Origin of the sequence: Sphingobium sp. V4, from assembly GCF_029590555.1 — a bacterium.
Taxonomy (GTDB): Bacteria; Pseudomonadota; Alphaproteobacteria; order Sphingomonadales; family Sphingomonadaceae; genus Sphingobium.
This window is the reverse complement of sequence record NZ_CP081002.1, coordinates 127,349-143,661: the sequence shown is the minus strand read 5'-3', so window position 1 is coordinate 143,661 and position 16,313 is coordinate 127,349. Positions and strand designations below refer to the sequence as shown.

At 64.2% G+C, this 16,313-nt stretch carries 12 protein-coding genes; 10 read left to right on the top strand and 2 right to left on the bottom strand.

The genetic code is table 11. The features are described from left to right. Positions 1–64: 64 nt before the first annotated feature. Genes K3M67_RS16475 through K3M67_RS16465 form a run of 3 tightly spaced genes read left to right on the top strand, consistent with a single transcriptional unit; the run spans position 65 to position 5,580 of the window. Positions 65–1,894, top strand: a complete 1,830-nt coding sequence (locus K3M67_RS16475) for an alpha-amylase family glycosyl hydrolase (protein ID WP_502958916.1) — start codon at positions 65–67, stop codon at positions 1,892–1,894. 18 nt (positions 1,895–1,912) lie between these two features. Beyond that, positions 1,913–3,526 carry an alpha-glucosidase gene (locus tag K3M67_RS16470; protein ID WP_285833459.1) on the top strand — a complete coding sequence of 538 codons (1,614 nt, stop codon included), beginning with the start codon at positions 1,913–1,915 and terminating at the stop codon, positions 3,524–3,526. After that, the gene (locus K3M67_RS16465) at positions 3,526–5,580 is read left to right on the top strand and encodes a glycoside hydrolase family 97 protein (protein WP_502958915.1); all 2,055 of its coding nucleotides are present in this window, start codon (positions 3,526–3,528) and stop codon (positions 5,578–5,580) included. The genes K3M67_RS16470 and K3M67_RS16465 overlap by 1 nt, the downstream gene beginning before the upstream one ends. Before the next feature lie 70 nt (positions 5,581–5,650). Here the strand turns inward: K3M67_RS16465 and K3M67_RS16460 are convergent, their stop codons facing one another. Then, positions 5,651–6,520: a LysR family transcriptional regulator gene (locus K3M67_RS16460; protein WP_066858927.1), complete on the bottom strand. Its 870-nt coding sequence runs from the start codon at positions 6,518–6,520 to the stop codon at positions 5,651–5,653. Between the two features lie 85 nt (positions 6,521–6,605). Here K3M67_RS16460 and K3M67_RS16455 point away from each other — a divergent pair, with 85 nt between their 5' ends. From K3M67_RS16455 to K3M67_RS16425, 7 genes are all read left to right on the top strand, one after another. Next, positions 6,606–7,751 carry an isovaleryl-CoA dehydrogenase gene (locus K3M67_RS16455; protein WP_066858926.1) on the top strand — a complete coding sequence of 382 codons (1,146 nt, stop codon included), beginning with the start codon at positions 6,606–6,608 and terminating at the stop codon, positions 7,749–7,751. Beyond that, on the top strand, positions 7,748–9,349 hold the full coding sequence (locus K3M67_RS16450; RefSeq protein WP_066858925.1) for a carboxyl transferase domain-containing protein: 1,602 nt from the start codon (positions 7,748–7,750) through the stop codon (positions 9,347–9,349). The genes K3M67_RS16455 and K3M67_RS16450 overlap by 4 nt, the downstream gene beginning before the upstream one ends. A gap of 5 nt (positions 9,350–9,354) precedes the next feature. Beyond that, on the top strand, positions 9,355–11,226 hold the full coding sequence (locus K3M67_RS16445) for an acetyl-CoA carboxylase biotin carboxylase subunit (RefSeq protein WP_285833458.1): 1,872 nt from the start codon (positions 9,355–9,357) through the stop codon (positions 11,224–11,226). A 24-nt stretch (positions 11,227–11,250) separates the two neighbouring features. After that, complete coding sequence (locus K3M67_RS16440; protein ID WP_066858924.1) at positions 11,251–11,703, top strand: MaoC family dehydratase; 453 nt, start codon at positions 11,251–11,253, stop codon at positions 11,701–11,703. A gap of 116 nt (positions 11,704–11,819) precedes the next feature. Continuing rightward, positions 11,820–13,670: a dihydroxy-acid dehydratase gene (ilvD, locus tag K3M67_RS16435; protein WP_285833457.1), complete on the top strand. Its 1,851-nt coding sequence runs from the start codon at positions 11,820–11,822 to the stop codon at positions 13,668–13,670. Between the two features lie 3 nt (positions 13,671–13,673). After that, positions 13,674–14,060 carry an SMU1112c/YaeR family gloxylase I-like metalloprotein gene (gloA2, locus tag K3M67_RS16430; RefSeq protein ID WP_285833456.1) on the top strand — a complete coding sequence of 129 codons (387 nt, stop codon included), beginning with the start codon at positions 13,674–13,676 and terminating at the stop codon, positions 14,058–14,060. A 55-nt stretch (positions 14,061–14,115) separates the two neighbouring features. Further along, on the top strand, positions 14,116–15,405 hold the full coding sequence (locus tag K3M67_RS16425) for a DUF3422 domain-containing protein (protein WP_285833455.1): 1,290 nt from the start codon (positions 14,116–14,118) through the stop codon (positions 15,403–15,405). Here the strand turns inward: K3M67_RS16425 and K3M67_RS16420 are convergent. Beyond that, positions 15,402–16,286, bottom strand: coding sequence for a LysR family transcriptional regulator (locus K3M67_RS16420; protein ID WP_066859049.1), 885 nt, complete (start codon positions 16,284–16,286; stop codon positions 15,402–15,404). The genes K3M67_RS16425 and K3M67_RS16420 overlap by 4 nt on opposite strands. Between the last annotated feature and the right edge of the window lie 27 nt (positions 16,287–16,313).

The window sequence follows — 16,313 nt, the reverse complement described above, 5'->3', positions numbered from 1 at the left end:
TAGACTGACCCGGCGGCCGCGCCGCCGCCGGGCCTTCACAGGTTCAAATCAAAGGGGATGCCCTATGGGTCGAACGGCCACGAAACTGCTCGTGACGGCCGCCGGGATCGGCGCGGCCCTGATGGGCGTCACGAGCGCGCAGGCGGACAGCTTGAGCGATCTGCGCGCGCGCGCCCCGGAGCAGGAGATCGTCTATTTCGTCCTGCCAGATCGCTTCGCCAACGGCGATCCGAAGAATGACAAGGGCGGCCTCAAGGGCGGCCCGCTCCAGACCGGCTATGATCCCACATCACGCGCCTTCTATCATGGCGGCGACCTCCGGGGGCTGACGGCGAAGCTCGATTATGTCCAGGGGCTGGGCGCGACCGCGATCTGGCTGGCGCCGATCTTCAGGAACAAGCCGGTGCAAGGCGCCAAGGGCCAGGAAAGCGCGGGCTATCATGGCTATTGGGTGACGGACTTCACCACCGTCGATCCGCATTTCGGAACGGACAAGGACTTCAAGGCGCTGGTCGACGCCGCCCATGCGCGAGGCATGAAAGTCTATATGGACATCATCGCCAATCATACGGCGGATGTGATCCAATATGCCGAAAGCCCGACCAGCGCGGCGCCCTATCGCGGCAAGGGCGACTATCCCTGGTCGCGCCGGGGCGGCGCGGCGGACAAGCCCATCAACACGGGGTTCGTCGGGGACCGCGATGGCAGCGCCGCCAACTGGAGCAAGCTCACCGACCCGTCCTTCGCCTATACGCCGATCGTGCCCAAGGGCGAGGCAAAGGTGAAAGTCCCCGCCTGGCTCAACGACCCTATCTATTATCATAATCGCGGCGATACCGACTGGAAGGGCGAGAGTTCGCAATATGGCGATTTCGTCGGTCTGGACGACCTTGCCACAGAAGACCCGCGCGTAGTCGAAGGCTTCATCGCCATCTACAAGGGCTGGATCGATCGGTTCGGCATCGACGGCTATCGCATCGACACCGCGCGCCATGTGAATCCCGAATTCTGGCGGGCCTTCATCCCCGCCATCCGGGCCCATGCGGCGAGCAAGGGAATCCCCAATTTCCATGTTTTCGGCGAGGTCGCGACCGGCGATTATGATCCCGCGCTGCTGGCAAGCTGGACCCGCAACGCGGCCTTCCCCGCCGTGCTGGATTTCGCCTTCATGCGCGCCGCCGTCGATGCGGCTAGCGGCAAGACCGGCACCGACATGCTTGCGCGCCTTGGTGAGGATGATGCGCTCTACGACGGCGGCAAGACGGCGGCGCTGCAACTGCCCACCTTCCTCGGCAATCATGATGCCGGCCGTTTCGCCTACTTCCTGCGTCAGGCGAAGCCCGGCATGAGCGCGCAGGAGGAACTGGCGCGCGCCCTGCTCGGCCATGCGATGCTGCTGACGCTAAGGGGAGTTCCGACCATCTATTATGGCGACGAGCAGGGCTTTGCCGGCACCGGCAATGACCAGCAGGCACGGCAGGACATGTTCGCGTCGAAAGTCGCGGAATATAATGCGGACCGGCTGGTCGGCACGCAGGCGACCACGGCCGCTGACAATTTCAACGCCGACCACCCGCTCTATCGCGCGATCGCGACACTGGCAAAGGTCCGCCGCGACACGCCCGCTTTGTCGCGCGGCGCGACGATCCTGCGCTCCGGTTCGGACAAGCCCGGCCTCTTCGCCGTCTCCCGCATCGATCCCGATACGGGGCGGGAGGTTCTGGTCGCTTTCAATACATCGGCCGCTCCGCTGTCGGGCAATGTCGCGGTCGATCCAGCCAGCGGCGGCTTTACGTCGCTGGCCGGCACCTGCCCGGCCGCTCCGCAAGCGCCGGGCAGCCTTGCCCTCTCCCTCCCCGCTTTCGGTTACGCCGTTTGCGCCGCCAACCCCTAACCGCCGGAACGCCCCATCATGACGCTTGCGACGACATCGACCGATCAGCCCTGGTGGAAGGGTGCGGTGATCTACCAGATCTATCCGCGCAGCTTCCAGGACAGCAATCATGACGGCATCGGCGACCTCAATGGCATCACCGAGCGATTGGAGCATATCGCGCGGCTGGGCGCTGACGCGATCTGGATTTCACCCTTCTTCACCTCGCCGATGCGCGACTTCGGCTATGACATTGCCGATTATTGCGATGTCGATCCGATTTTCGGCACGCTGGCCGATTTCGATGCGCTGGTGGCGCGGGCGCACGAATTGGGGCTGAAGGTCACGATCGACCAGGTCTATGCCCACACATCCGATCTCCACGACTGGTTCCGGGACAGTCGCGCGCGCCGGACTGGCGACAAGGCCGACTGGTATGTCTGGGCCGATCCAAAGGCCGACGGCACCCCGCCCAGCAACTGGCAGTCGGTGTTCGGCGGTCCGGCCTGGACCTGGGACGCACGGCGCGGGCAATATTATATGCACCAGTTTCTGAGCAGCCAGCCGCAGCTCAATGTCCACAACGGAGCAGTGCAGGATGCGTTGCTGGGCGCCATGCGCTTCTGGCTGGACCGGGGCGTCGATGGGTTCCGGCTCGACGCGCTCAACCATTCCATGCATGACCCGTTGCTGCGCGACAATCCGCCCGCGCCAGACACCGGCAAGCCGCGCACCCGCCCCTTCGACTTCCAGACCAAGACCTATAGCCAGTCGCATCCCGGCGTCGTCGACTTCATCAAGCGCATCCGCACGCTGTGCGACGAATATGGCGCGATCTTCACCGTGGCCGAGGTCGGCGGCGACCTGTCAGAGAGGGAGATGAAGGCCTATACGGAAGGCGAAGCCCATCTCAACAGCGCCTATGGGTTCAACTTCCTCTACGCCGACAAACTGACGCCGAAGCTGGTGGCGGATACGGTCGCGCGCTGGCCCGACGAGCCGGGGATGGGCTGGCCGAGCTGGGCCTTCGAAAATCACGACGCACCCCGCGCGCTTTCACGATGGTGTGCGCCCGAAGATCGGGACGCCTTCGCGCGCATGAAGATGGCGCTGCTGGTCGCGCTGCGCGGCAACGCGATCCTGTACCAGGGCGAGGAATTGGGCCTCACCCAGGTCGATATTCCGTTCGAGCGGCTTCAGGATCCAGAAGCGATCGCCAACTGGCCGCTGACCCTGTCGCGCGACGGCGCACGCACGCCACTGCCCTGGGCCGCCGACGCGACACAGGCGGGTTTCTCGACAGTGGACCCCTGGCTGCCCCATGGCGAGGATCATCTGGCGCTGGCGGTCGATGCGCAGGAAGCCGACCCCGCGTCGTTGCTCAATCACAGCCGCGCAATGCTGGCGCTGCGCAGGGAGAATCCGGCGCTGCGACTGGGCAGCCTGGAGATCATCGTGGCTGATGAGGCGCGGCTGGTGTTTCGCCGGCGCGTCGCGGAACAATCCATGCTCTGCGTCTTCAACCTGTCCGGCGAGGCCCTCGAATGGCCGCTTGACAAGGCTGTCATAGGAATGGCAAACGTTTGCATCAATGGAGCCGACAATGGCTCGCTCCCGCCCTATGGCGCGGTTCTGATCGAGGAGAGCAACTGATGGGTCATGTCGTCACGAAGGGCATGTTCACGCTCGCCATGCTTGCGGCCACGCCCGCTGTCGCGCAGCAGGCCAGGCCTTCTGTCTCAGCGACCTCGCCGGACGGCAGCATCACGCTCTCCGTCACAACCGACAATGACAGCCGACCCACCTGGTCCTTGTCGCGCAAGGGCAAGTTGCTGATTGCGCCGTCGAAGCTGGGTTTCATCCTGACCGACGGCCTCAACATGGTGCGCGGCTTTTCGATCGCCGGATCGGAAAAAGGCAGCAGCAAGGAGACATGGGAACAGCCGTGGGGCGAACGCCGTTTCGTCACGGACGATCATAATGAGCTGCTGGTCCGCTTCAAGCAGTCGGACGTGCAGGGCGCGCGTCTGATGAATGTCCGGTTCCGCCTGTTCGATGACGGCGTCGGCTTCCGCTATGAGCTGCCCGATCAGCCCAATCTCAAAACGATGAAGATCGCGGATGAAACGACCGAGTTCGACATCGCGCCCAAGGGGATGGCCTGGTGGATTCCGGGCGGCGAATGGAACCGTTATGAACAGGTCTACCAGAACAGCCCGATCGATGCGGTATCGACCGCGCACACGCCCATCACCATGCGGCTGGACGACGGCACGCATCTGAGCTTCCATGAGGCGGCATTGGTCGATTATTCGGCCTATTGGCTGAAGCGTGCATCGGGCCAGACCTTCCGCACCACCCTGTCGCCATCCTCGCGCGGACCGCGCGTGATCCGCGACCTGCCCTTCAACACCCCCTGGCGGGCCATCCGCATCGCCGACGACGCGGCCGGGCTGGTCGAAAACGACCTGGAACTGAACCTCAACGAACCCAACAAGCTGGGTGACGTCAGCTGGTTCCAGCCGGCCAAATATATCGGCATCTGGTGGGGGATGATCCGCGGCGACTGGAGTTGGGCCGAAGGGCCGAAACATGGCGCCACCACCGCGCGGACGAAGCAATATATCGACTTCGCGGCCAAGCATGGCTTCCGCGGCGTGCTGGTCGAAGGCTGGGACAAGGGCTGGAACGGCGACTGGTTCGGCCATGGCGATGAATTCAGCTACACCCAGTCGACGCCGGACTTCGACCTGCCGGGCCTTGCCGCATACGCGAAGAGGAAGGGCGTTCACCTGATCGGCCATCATGAGACCGGCGGCAATATCGCCAATTATGAAGCGCAGCTGGATGATGCGATGAAGCTCTACGGCGGGCTTGGCGTCGATGTGGTGAAGACGGGCTATGTCGCGGACATGGGCGGCATTATCGCGCCCGGAGACACGCCGGGCGAGACGCGCATGGAGTATCATGACGGGCAGCGGATGGCGCAGCACCATCTGCGCGTCGTGGAAACGGCGGCGAAATACAAGGTCGCTGTCAATGCACATGAGCCGATCAAGGATACGGGCTTGCGCCGGACCTATCCCAACTGGGTCGGACGCGAGGGCGCGCGCGGGATGGAATATAATGCCTGGGGCCAATTCGCGAACGGCCCGGACCATGAACCGACATTGGTCTACACAAGGATGCTGTCCGGGCCGATGGACTTCACGCCCGGCATACTCAGCCTGGAGGGGGCGGAGCATGTGCCGCTGGCATCCACGCTGGCCAAGCAGCTCGGACTCTACCTCGCTCTCTATTCGCCGATCCAGATGGCGGCGGACTTTGTCGAGACGCTCGCCAAATATCCGAAGGAACTGGACTTCATCACAAAGGTGCCGGCAGACTGGGCGGAAAGCCATCTGATCGCCGGCGAGGTGGGCGATTATGCCATCTTCGCGCGCAAGGATCGCAAGAGCGAGAACTGGTATGTCGGCGGTGTCAACGATGCGACCGCACGGACGGTAACGCTGAATTTCGACTATCTGGAGCCGGGCAAGAGCTACACCGCCACCATTTACAAGGATGGCGACGGCGCGACCTACCTGACCGATGCCCGGCACAAGATCGCCTATGAGACGCGGACCATCCGCAAGGGCGACCGCTATGACCTCTGGCTCGCGCCAGGCGGCGGCGCGGCGATGCGGCTGGTCGCCGCAGCGAAATAAGTTTCCGGCCTTTGAGGCCGGTCTTCCCCGCCGCCGGATTGGACTGCACGCCGATCCGGCGGCGCCCTTTTCATCCGCCCAACAGCGCGCGCGACGCCTTCACCATCGCGGACGGCGATGCGGCGAGTGCCTCGGCCGTCGCGGCGTAGACCAGGCCGATCGTCCGCCGCAGGTCAAAGCCGGCCAGCCTGGGCCGGGCGACGTCGCCCGCCTGATAGCATTCAGGCATCAATGTGATCCCGATGCCCGCGGCGACCATCTGCATAACCCGCTCGTCATTGACCGACCGATAGGCGAAATGCGGCCGGACGCCGCGCTCAGTGAAGAAGCGGCTGGTTTCCGACAGCGCCTCGCAATGGCGCCGCACAATCATGACATCCTCGTTGAGCGTCTCGGCTGCGACGGATGCCTGCGCCGCGGCCGGATGATCGAGCGGAACGGCAAGCGCATAGCCCTCCTGCCGCAACGGCTCCTCGAGGAAGCGGTCGCTCCCCCGCTCCACCAGGGTCAGCGCGCAATCGACCCGCCCCCGCGCGACATGGCCCAGCAGTTCGCGCTCCGTCCCCTCCACCAGTTCGAGCCGTGCCGACGGGTCGATCCGGCGAGCTTCCCGCGCGATGGCGCCTATGGTCGCGCCGGGCAGACTTTTCAGCACCCCCATGCGCGTCAGCGGACCCTGCGCCGTGCCCGCCATCGCCTGTTGCGCCAGGTTGAACTCGCCCTCGATCCGCCGTGCATGGGCCAGCAGGCGCGATCCTGCCTGCGTCAGTTCGACCCGATGCCCCGAACGCAGGAACAAGGGGCCGCCCAGCGCGCGTTCCAGCTTGGCGATGCCGACCGACAATGTGGGCTGCGCGACATTGCAATGTGCCGCCGCGCGCGAAAAATTGCCCTGATCGACCACGGCCAGGAAATAACGGAGCTGATAGCGTTCTATCATAGATGCTATCTATAACAGACCCAAAAATATTTCAATTTTGATTTGGCTGGCCGCTTTGTTAGCCTGACGGGCAAAGGAGAGGCCAATGAGCAATTTCGACTTCGCCCTGGGCGAGACCGCGGACATGATCCGCGACAGCACCGCCCGCTTCGCTGCCGACCGGATTGCCCCGCTCGCAGCGGAGATCGACGCGAAGGACTGGTTTCCCCGCGAACTCTGGCCCGAAATGGGCGCACTCGGCCTGCACGGGATCACCGTCGAGGAGGCGTTTGGCGGCCTGGGCCTCGGCTATCTGGAGCATGTCGTCGCGCAGGAGGAAGTCGCTCGCGCCTCCGCCTCGATCGGCCTTTCCTACGGCGCCCACTCGAACCTCTGCGTCAACCAGATCCGCCGCTGGGGCAATGCGGAGCAGAAGGCGCGCTACCTGCCGAGACTCATCTCCGGCGAGCATGTCGGCAGCCTCGCCATGTCGGAGGCAGGAGCCGGGTCCGACGTCGTTTCGATGAAGCTGAAGGCGGAAAGGAAGGGCGATCGCTACATCCTCAACGGCACGAAGTTCTGGATCACCAATGCCGCCTATGCCGACACGCTGGTCGTCTACGCCAAGACCGGCGAAGGATCGAAAGGCATCACCACCTTCCTGATCGAGAAGGATATGAAGGGCTTTTCCATCGGGCAGAAGATCGACAAGATGGGGATGCGCGGCTCTCCCACCGCCGAGCTGATCTTCGACGATTGCGAGGTGCCGGAAGAGAATATCATGGGGGCGCTCAATGACGGCGCGGCCATCCTGATGTCGGGGCTGGACTATGAACGCACCGTTCTTGCCGGCATTCAGCTTGGCATCATGCAAGCCTGTCTCGACACTGTCGTCCCCTATGTCCGCGAACGCCAGCAGTTCGGAAAGCCGATCGGCGCCTTCCAGCTTATGCAGGCCAAGGTCGCCGACATGTATGTCGCGCTCAATTCGGCGCGCGCCTATGTCTATGCGGTCGCTCGCGCCTGTGACGCCGGAAAGACGACCCGCTTCGACGCCGCTGGCGCGATCCTGCTGGCATCGGAGAATGCGATGAAGGTCGCGCTGGATGCGGTACAGGCGCTGGGCGGCGCGGGCTACACCAAGGACTGGCCGGTCGAACGCTATATGCGCGACGCCAAGCTGCTGGACATCGGAGCAGGCACCAACGAGATTCGCCGGATGCTCATCGGTCGCGAGTTGATCGGCGCATGACCGCCCCTGTCCTCGACACCAAGCTGGCGCCCGACAGCGAGAGCTTCCGCGCCAATGCCGCGCACAACCGCGCGCTGGCGGAGGAATTGCGCGAAAAAGTCGCAGCCGCCGCGCGGGGGGGATCACACGCCGCCCGCGAGAAGCATGTCGCGCGCGGCAAGCTGCTGCCCCGCGACCGGGTCGAGCGGCTGCTCGATCCCGGCTCGCCATTCCTGGAAATCGGCCAACTCGCGGCCAATGGCATGTATCATGATGAAGTGCCCGGCGCCGGCATCATAGCCGGCATCGGCCGCGTGTCGGGGCGACAGGTGATGGTCGCGTGCAACGACGCCACGGTAAAGGGCGGCACCTATTATCCGCTGAGCGTCAAGAAGCATCTGCGTGCGCAGGAAATAGCGCTCGAAAACCGCCTGCCCTGCATCTATCTGGTCGACAGCGGCGGCGCCAACCTGCCCAACCAGGCGGAGGTGTTTCCCGACCGCGACCATTTCGGCCGCATCTTCTACAATCAGGCGAACCTCAGCGCGCGGGGCATCCCCCAGATCGCCTGCGTCATGGGGAGTTGCACGGCGGGCGGCGCCTATGTCCCCGCCATGTCGGACGAGACGGTGATCGTGCGCAATCAGGGCACCATCTTCCTTGCCGGTCCGCCGCTGGTGCAGGCCGCCACCGGCGAAATCATATCGGCCGAGGATCTGGGCGGCGGCGACCTGCATGGCCGCAAGTCGGGCGTGGTCGACCATGTCGCGGAAAATGACGACCATGCGATCACCATCGTGCGCGACATCGTATCGACGCTCCAGCCCGATCGCAAAGCCGATCTCAACCTGCGCGATCCCCGCCCGCCCAGATATGACGCCATTGATCTCTACGGCATCATCCCCGACGATGTCCGCGCCCCCTATGATGTACGCGAAATCATCGCCCGCATCGTCGACGCCAGCGAATTCCACGAGTTCAAGCCGCTCTATGGCACGACTTTGGTCTGCGGCTTCGCCCATATCTGGGGGATGCCGGTCGCGATCCTGGCCAATAACGGCGTACTTTTCAGCGAAAGTGCACTCAAGGGCGCGCATTTCATCGAACTGGCCTGCCAGCGCCGCATTCCCCTTCTCTTCCTCCAGAATATCTCAGGCTTCATGGTCGGCGGCAAATATGAGGCGGAGGGCATCGCCAAGAATGGCGCCAAGCTCGTCACCGCCGTCGCTACGGCGCAGGTACCCAAGGTCACCGTGCTGATCGGCGGCAGCTTCGGCGCGGGCAATTACGGCATGTGCGGTAGGGCCTATCAGCCGCGCTTCCTCTTCACCTGGCCCAACGCCCGGATCAGCGTGATGGGCGGAGAGCAGGCAGCAAGCGTGCTGGCAACCGTTCACCGCGATGCGGCCAAATGGACGCCGGACGAGGCCGAAGCCTTCAAGGCGCCGATCCGCCAGAAATATGAGCATGAAGGCAATCCCTATTACGCCACCGCGCGGCTGTGGGACGACGGCGTCATCGACCCGGTTCAGACGCGCGACGTCCTCGGCCTCGCCTTCGCCGCGGCGCTGAACGCGCCGGTGGAAGAACGGGCGCAATTCGGCATTTTCAGGATGTAATGCGGATGATCTCTTCCCTTCTCATCGCCAATCGTGGCGAGATCGCCTGCCGGATCATCCGCACGGCGCGCCGCATGGGCATTCGCACCATTGCCGTCTATTCGGATGCCGACGCCAATGCCCTGCATGTCCGTTTCGCTGACGACGCCGTACATATCGGCCCCTCTCCTGCGCGCGAATCCTATCTGGTCGGCGAGAAGATCATCGCCGCCGCCAGGGCCACTGGGGCCCGGGCGATCCATCCCGGCTATGGCTTCCTCAGCGAAAATGCCGAGTTCGCCCAGGCAGTCATCGACGCCGGTCTCATCTGGGTCGGACCCGACCCGTCGAGCATCACCGCCATGGGCCTCAAGGATGCAGCCAAGAAGCTGATGCAGGACGCGGGCGTTCCGACCACGCCGGGCTATCTGGGCGAGGACCAGTCGCCCGAACGGCTCGCGGCGGAAGCCGAAGCGATCGGCTATCCCGTCCTCATAAAGGCGGTGGCCGGTGGCGGCGGCAAGGGGATGCGCAAGGTGGACAACGCCGGCGACTTTGCCGACGCACTCGCATCCTGCCGGCGCGAGGCGGCCTCCAGCTTCGGCAATGATGCGGTCCTGCTGGAAAAATGGATCACCAACCCGCGCCATATCGAGGTGCAGGTGTTCGGTGACCGTCATCGCAACATCGTCCATCTGTTCGAACGCGACTGTTCGCTCCAGCGCCGCCATCAGAAGGTGATCGAGGAAGCCCCCGCGCCGGGCATGACCGAATTTACCCGCGCCGCGATCTGCGATGCGGCCGTGCGCGCGGCTAGAGCAGTCAACTATGTGGGCGCGGGGACGATCGAGTTCATCGCCGACGGGTCGGCCGGATATCTCAAGGCCGATCGTGTGTGGTTCATGGAAATGAACACAAGGCTTCAGGTCGAACATCCCGTGACGGAGGAAATTACGGGGCAGGATCTGGTCGAATGGCAGCTCCGCGTCGCTGCGGGCGAACCCCTGCCGAAGAAGCAGCAGGAGCTGTCCATCAACGGCCATGCGATCGAGGCGCGCCTCTATGCGGAAGATCCCGCCAAGGGATTCCTGCCTTCGACCGGCCGGCTGGAGCAGTTCGAACTCGACGGCAGCGTCCGCATCGACACGGGCGTATATCAGGGCGCGACCATTTCACCCTTCTACGATCCGATGATCGCCAAGATGATCGCCCATGGAAGCCACCGCGAAGGCGCGAGAGAGGATCTGATCCGCGCGCTGAACGACAGTAGTATCTGGCCGGTGCGAACCAACAGCGCGTTCCTCATGAAGCTGCTGGATCATCCGGATTTTGTTTCAGGGTCGGTCGACACGGGCCTGATCGAGCGGGCAGGCGATTCCTTGATGCCGCCGTCCATGCCTTCCGACGAAGCCCTGTCGGACGCCGCACAGCAATATGGTCGGCAGGCGCTGGCAGGGTTCCGCCTGAATGCGCCCACGCAGCAGCGCATCATAATTGCCGTCAATGGGCAAACCATGCCCGTCCACATGCCGATCTTCGACCATGTGTACCAGACGCCGCTTGCCGGTCCTGTGGAACCACCGTGCGCTTCCTGGCTGAGCGAGGAGGGGCAGACATGGCGTGTAGAACCGATCAGGGTGTCGGGCGCGGCATCGGGCGCCGCATCGGACGGGGCGATCCTCTCACCCATGCCCGGCCGCATCATCGCCGTCATGGTGGCGGCCGGGGACAAGGTCGCCAAGGGGCATAAATTGTTGACGCTCGAGGCCATGAAGATGGAGCATAGTCTGATCGCGCCGTTCGAGGGCATCGTTGCGGAACTCGACGCCGAAGAAGGCGGACAGGTCAGCGAAGGCGTGCTGCTGGCGAAGATCGTGAAGATTGACGATCACGACTGAAATTTCAATTCCAGAGTAACAGCTATGGCCGGACGACATTTCGATCAATGGATGATAGGCGACACCGTCGCCCATGACATACGCCGCACCGTGACGGAGACGGACAATCTCCTCTTCACGACGATGACCCACAATCCCCAGCCGCTGCATCTCGACGCCGAGTTCGCAAAGGCCAGCGAGTTCGGCCAGATCCTCGTCAACGGCACCTTCACCTTCGCGCTGATGATCGGCCTGTCGGTCGGCGACACGACGCTCGGCACGCTGGTCGCCAATCTGGGCTATGACAAGCTGGTCATGCCCAAGCCGGTCTTCATCGGCGACACGCTGCGCTGCGAAACCGAGGTCACCGACCTTAAGCCCAGCAAGTCGCGCCCCGGCGCGGGCATCGTCACCTTCACCCATCGCCTGCTCAACCAGCGCGACGAGGTTGTGTGCCAATGCCTGCGCATGGCGCTGCTCCAGGGCAGCGGCGCCTGAACCCAAGAGGATGGCGCAAGAAAATGGCGCAATGACTCCATAAAAGGAATAATATGTTCCACAGGCCGGCCCCAGCCTGTAGAGGGGCCGCGAGTTTTGCCTGAAGGACCCGAGTCATGCCTGCCTATCGTTCCCGTACCACCACCCATGGCCGCAACATGGCGGGCGCGCGCGGCCTGTGGCGCGCGACGGGGATGAAGGACGAGGATTTCGGCAAGCCGATCATCGCGATTGCCAATTCATTCACCCAGTTCGTGCCGGGCCATGTCCACCTCAAGGATCTGGGCCAGCTCGTGGCGCGCGAGATCGAAGCGGCGGGCGGCGTCGCCAAGGAATTCAACACCATCGCGGTCGATGACGGCATCGCCATGGGCCATGGCGGGATGCTCTATTCGCTGCCCAGCCGCGACCTGATCGCCGACAGCGTCGAATATATGGTCAACGCCCATTGCGCGGATGCGATCGTCTGCATCTCCAACTGCGACAAGATCACGCCCGGCATGTTGATGGCCGCGATGCGCCTCAACATCCCCGTTGTCTTCGTGTCGGGCGGGCCGATGGAAGCGGGCAAGACGGTCGTGCGCGGCAAGAAGGTCGCGCTCGACCTGGTCGATGCGATGGTGGTCGCCGCCGACGAGAGCTATACCGACGAGGAAGTGCAGACGATCGAGCGCTCCGCCTGCCCGACCTGCGGGAGTTGTTCGGGCATGTTCACCGCCAATTCGATGAACTGCCTGACCGAAGCGCTGGGCCTGTCGCTGCCGGGCAATGGTTCGACGCTGGCGACCCACTCGGACCGCGAGCGCCTGTTCCGCGAAGCCGGCCATGTTATCGTCGACATCACCAAGCGCTATTATGAGCAGGACGACGAGAGCGTCCTGCCGCGCAGCATCGCCAATTTCGCCGCGTTCGAAAATGCGATGAGCCTGGACATCGCCATGGGCGGATCCTCCAATACGGTACTGCACCTGCTCGCCGCCGCTTATGAAGGCGGGATCGACTTTACAATGGCCGACATCGACCGGCTGTCGCGCCGCGTGCCGTGCCTTTGCAAGGTCGCGCCGGCCAAGAATGACGTCCACATGGAGGATGTCCACCGCGCCGGCGGCATCATGGCGATCCTGGGCGAACTGGAGCGCGCCGGCCTGATCGACGCGAGCCTGCCGACTGTTCACAGCCGCACCATGGCTGATGCACTGGCCCGCTGGGACATTGGCCGCACCAACAGCGAAGAGGTCCGCAACTTCTACCGCGCCGCGCCGGGCGGCGTGCCGACCCAGACCGCGTTCAGCCAGTCGGAACGGTGGGAGGATCTCGACACAGACCGGGAGAAGGGCGTGATCCGATCGGCTGAGCACGCCTTTTCCAAGGATGGGGGCCTCGCCGTCCTGTTCGGCAATCTCGCGCCCGAAGGCTGTATCGTGAAGACCGCGGGCGTGGACGAGAGCATCCTCGTCTTCCATGGTACCGCGCGCGTCTATGAAAGCCAGGACGCCGCCGTCGCGGGCATTTTGGGCAACGAAGTCAAGGCGAACGACGTCGTCGTCATCCGCTATGAAGGGCCGAAGGGCGGTCCGGGGATGCAGGAAATGCTCTATCCGACCAGCTATCTCAAGTCGAAGGGACTGGGCAAGGCCTGCGCGCTCATCACCGATGGGCGCTTTTCCGGCGGGACGTCGGGCCTGTCGATCGGCCATGTGTCGCCCGAGGCGGCGGAAGGCGGCCTGATCGCGCTGGTACAGACCGGCGACCCGATCGTCATCGACATCCCCGCCCGCGTCATCAGGGTCGATCTGGACGACAGCATATTGGACGCCCGCCGCGCCGAGATGGAGGCGCGCGGCGCCAGGGCGTGGAAACCGCTGGGCCGCAAGCGCGAAGTCTCGCCTGCCCTGCGCGCCTATGCCGCAATGACCACCAACGCCGCCAAGGGCGCAGTGCGCGACGTCAGCCAGATCGAGCGTTAATCAATGGGGCTGCGCGGCGTCCACCATATCGCCATCATCGGCTCGGACTATCCACGATCGCGCCATTTCTACACCCAGATCCTGGGCTTTCCGATCATCCGCGAAGTATATCGGGAGGCCCGGGACAGCTGGAAATGCGATATCGACGTCGGGAACGCGCAAATCGAGCTTTTTTCGTTTCCCTCGCCGCCGGCCCGCCCGTCGCGCCCGGAAGCCTGCGGACTGCGCCACCTATCCTTCATGGTCGCCGATATCGACGTGGAAGTCGCCCGACTCGCCGATCATGGTATCGAATGCGAACCCATCCGCGTCGATGAATATACCGGCCAGCGCTTCACGTTCTTCGCCGATCCCGATGGCCTGCCGCTCGAACTCTACGAAGACGCCTGAGCCATTGCCTCGCAGCAATTGTCGGAGTAAATAAAGGAGGCCGAAGGGGTACGGGATGGCTGAGACAGCGGGCTTTACGGGATTGATCGAGCGAAGCCATCGGCATCGCGCCTCGCTCTCTCGCGAAATGCATGTGCGCAAGACGCCGCGGCTCGCCGCTCCGGCCCGCGCGATCCAGCTTGTGCTTCTGGTCGATCCGCCAGAAGCGGCAGATGTCCTGACGAAGTTGGCCATCCTGCTCGCTCCTTACGGAGCGTCGATCGCGCCAAGCGACCGCTTTCTCACCTGCGCGCTGGGCGACCTCATCTTCACGTGGGAACGGCACAGCGAGTTCATGACCTACAGCTTCCTCGCCCCCGGCAAGGGCAAGTTGTTCGACCTGGCATCCTTTGCGAGGGGGGCCGAATGGATCGCGCAATTGCCCGGTCAGGTCATCCGGTCGACCCAGATCGCGCTGGTCGCCAGCACGCCCGATCCGGCGACTATCGCTGCCCATTTCGCCGCCGACGACTTGGTCATATCCGACGTGGCCGAAGGGCGTGCGCGCATCTGGAGCGATTTCCGCCTGCATGAAGACGGGTTCGGCCGGTTGCTGATCCAGGACAAGGGGCTGGAAGGCATCGAAATGGCGCAACTGGTCCAGCGCCTCCAGGAATTGGGTAATTATCGCAAAATGGCGCTGCTTGGCCTGCCAGAGGCGCAGGCGGCCACGCCGCTGCTGACGGCGCTGGAGCAACAGCTGACCGACATCACCGCACGGGTCGCACAGCCGGACGCCGATGCCGATACGGTTTTGGAGGCGCTGTCGGCGCTGAGCGCCCAGTTGGCTCAGACGCTGGCCAGCACCCGCTACCGGATGAGCGCGACGAGCGCCTATGCACAAATCTGCCTTGATCGCATCCACAGCCTGAAGGTGGCGCCGGTGCGCGGCTATGGGTCGCTGGACGATTTCACCGAGCGGCGACTGCTGCCCGCGATGCGGACCTGCGACGCATTTTCGCGCCGGCTGGAGGATCTGTCGCAGCGCGCCGCCTGGACCAGCGCGATGCTGCGCACCCGCGTCGACACGGCGCTGGCCCGCCGCAACCGCGACCTGCTCGCGTCGATGGATCGGCGTACCGGACTGCAACTGCGGTTGCAGCATACGGTCGAGGGGCTGTCGGTGGTGGCGGTCAGCTACTATGCGCTAGGGTTGTGGCATCACCTGAAGGAGGCGCTGGAGCATGAGGGCGCGCATCTGCCCGGATGGATCGACGTCGCGTTGATCCCGGCTATCGTGCTGGCCGTGTGGATGGGCATCCGGCAGCTCAAGAAGGTGAAGCGGCCCGGTCCGCCGGCGCACTAGCCCGCGCTAAGCGCCAGCGGCAATTCGCGGCGCAGCAGCGCGACCAGCGCCGTGACCTTGGGCGAGAGGTGCCGCCGCTGCGGATAGACCGCCCAGATCGGTTCATCCTGCGGCCGGACATCAGCCAGCACCAGTTCCAGCGCGCCGGTCCGCAAATGGGGCAGGACATAGAATTCCGGGAGCTGGCAGATGCCCATGCCCTCCACCGCCGCGTCCAGCACGGCGCGGCCGCTGTTGACGCGCAGCCGACCCTGCGGCCTATGGATGACGTCGCGACCCTCGACGGAGAAATGCCAGGTCGAGGCCGATCCCAGCAGGCAGTCATGTCCCGCCAGTTCCTGCGGCGTCCGCGGCCGGCCACGCCGGTCGAGATAGGTCGGCGAGGCGCAACTATAGAGCGACCTCGAGGCGATACGGGTACGGATCAGCTGCGAATCGGCCATTTCCCCGGTTCGGATCGCGAGATCGAACCCGTCTCCCACAAGATCGACCAGCCGGTTGGTCAGTTCCATCGTGACGCTGAGGCGCGGATGGGCCGCCACATAGCGATTGACGATCGGCGCCACGAACAATTCCCCCATCGCGGTCGAGCAGGTGATGCGCAGCGCCCCTTGCGGCTCCCCCGTCGCGGTGACGGAGGCGATCGCCTCCTCCCGCTCCGCCACCAGCCTCTCGCAGTGACGCAGGAAGGTCCGGCCCGTGTCGGTCAGTGTCACCCGCCGCGTCGTCCGGTGGAACAGCTGCGCGTCGAGCCGCTTTTCCAGCCGCGCGATGGACCGGCTGATATGGGTGACGGAACATCCGCGCTTGATCGCGGCCGCCGAAAAGGAGCCTGCCAGCGCAGCGGCGACAAATTCATCGATTCCTGCCCAGCCATCCATCATTATCACTGCATGGTTATAAAGTTT

Excerpts from the sequence above, each read along its gene's own strand:
- K3M67_RS16475 (WP_502958916.1), top strand. The coding sequence starts at position 65 with ATGGGTCGAACGGCCACGAAACTGCTCGTGACGGCCGCCGGGATCGGC.
- K3M67_RS16470 (WP_285833459.1), top strand. The coding sequence starts at position 1,913 with ATGACGCTTGCGACGACATCGACCGATCAGCCCTGGTGGAAGGGTGCG.
- K3M67_RS16465 (WP_502958915.1), top strand. The coding sequence starts at position 3,526 with ATGGGTCATGTCGTCACGAAGGGCATGTTCACGCTCGCCATGCTTGCG.
- K3M67_RS16460 (WP_066858927.1), bottom strand. The coding sequence starts at position 6,520 with ATGATAGAACGCTATCAGCTCCGTTATTTCCTGGCCGTGGTCGATCAG.
- K3M67_RS16455 (WP_066858926.1), top strand. The coding sequence starts at position 6,606 with ATGAGCAATTTCGACTTCGCCCTGGGCGAGACCGCGGACATGATCCGC.
- K3M67_RS16450 (WP_066858925.1), top strand. The coding sequence starts at position 7,748 with ATGACCGCCCCTGTCCTCGACACCAAGCTGGCGCCCGACAGCGAGAGC.
- K3M67_RS16445 (WP_285833458.1), top strand. The coding sequence starts at position 9,355 with ATGATCTCTTCCCTTCTCATCGCCAATCGTGGCGAGATCGCCTGCCGG.
- K3M67_RS16440 (WP_066858924.1), top strand. The coding sequence starts at position 11,251 with ATGGCCGGACGACATTTCGATCAATGGATGATAGGCGACACCGTCGCC.
- ilvD (WP_285833457.1), top strand. The coding sequence starts at position 11,820 with ATGCCTGCCTATCGTTCCCGTACCACCACCCATGGCCGCAACATGGCG.
- gloA2 (WP_285833456.1), top strand. The coding sequence starts at position 13,674 with ATGGGGCTGCGCGGCGTCCACCATATCGCCATCATCGGCTCGGACTAT.
- K3M67_RS16425 (WP_285833455.1), top strand. The coding sequence starts at position 14,116 with ATGGCTGAGACAGCGGGCTTTACGGGATTGATCGAGCGAAGCCATCGG.
- K3M67_RS16420 (WP_066859049.1), bottom strand. The coding sequence starts at position 16,286 with ATGGATGGCTGGGCAGGAATCGATGAATTTGTCGCCGCTGCGCTGGCA.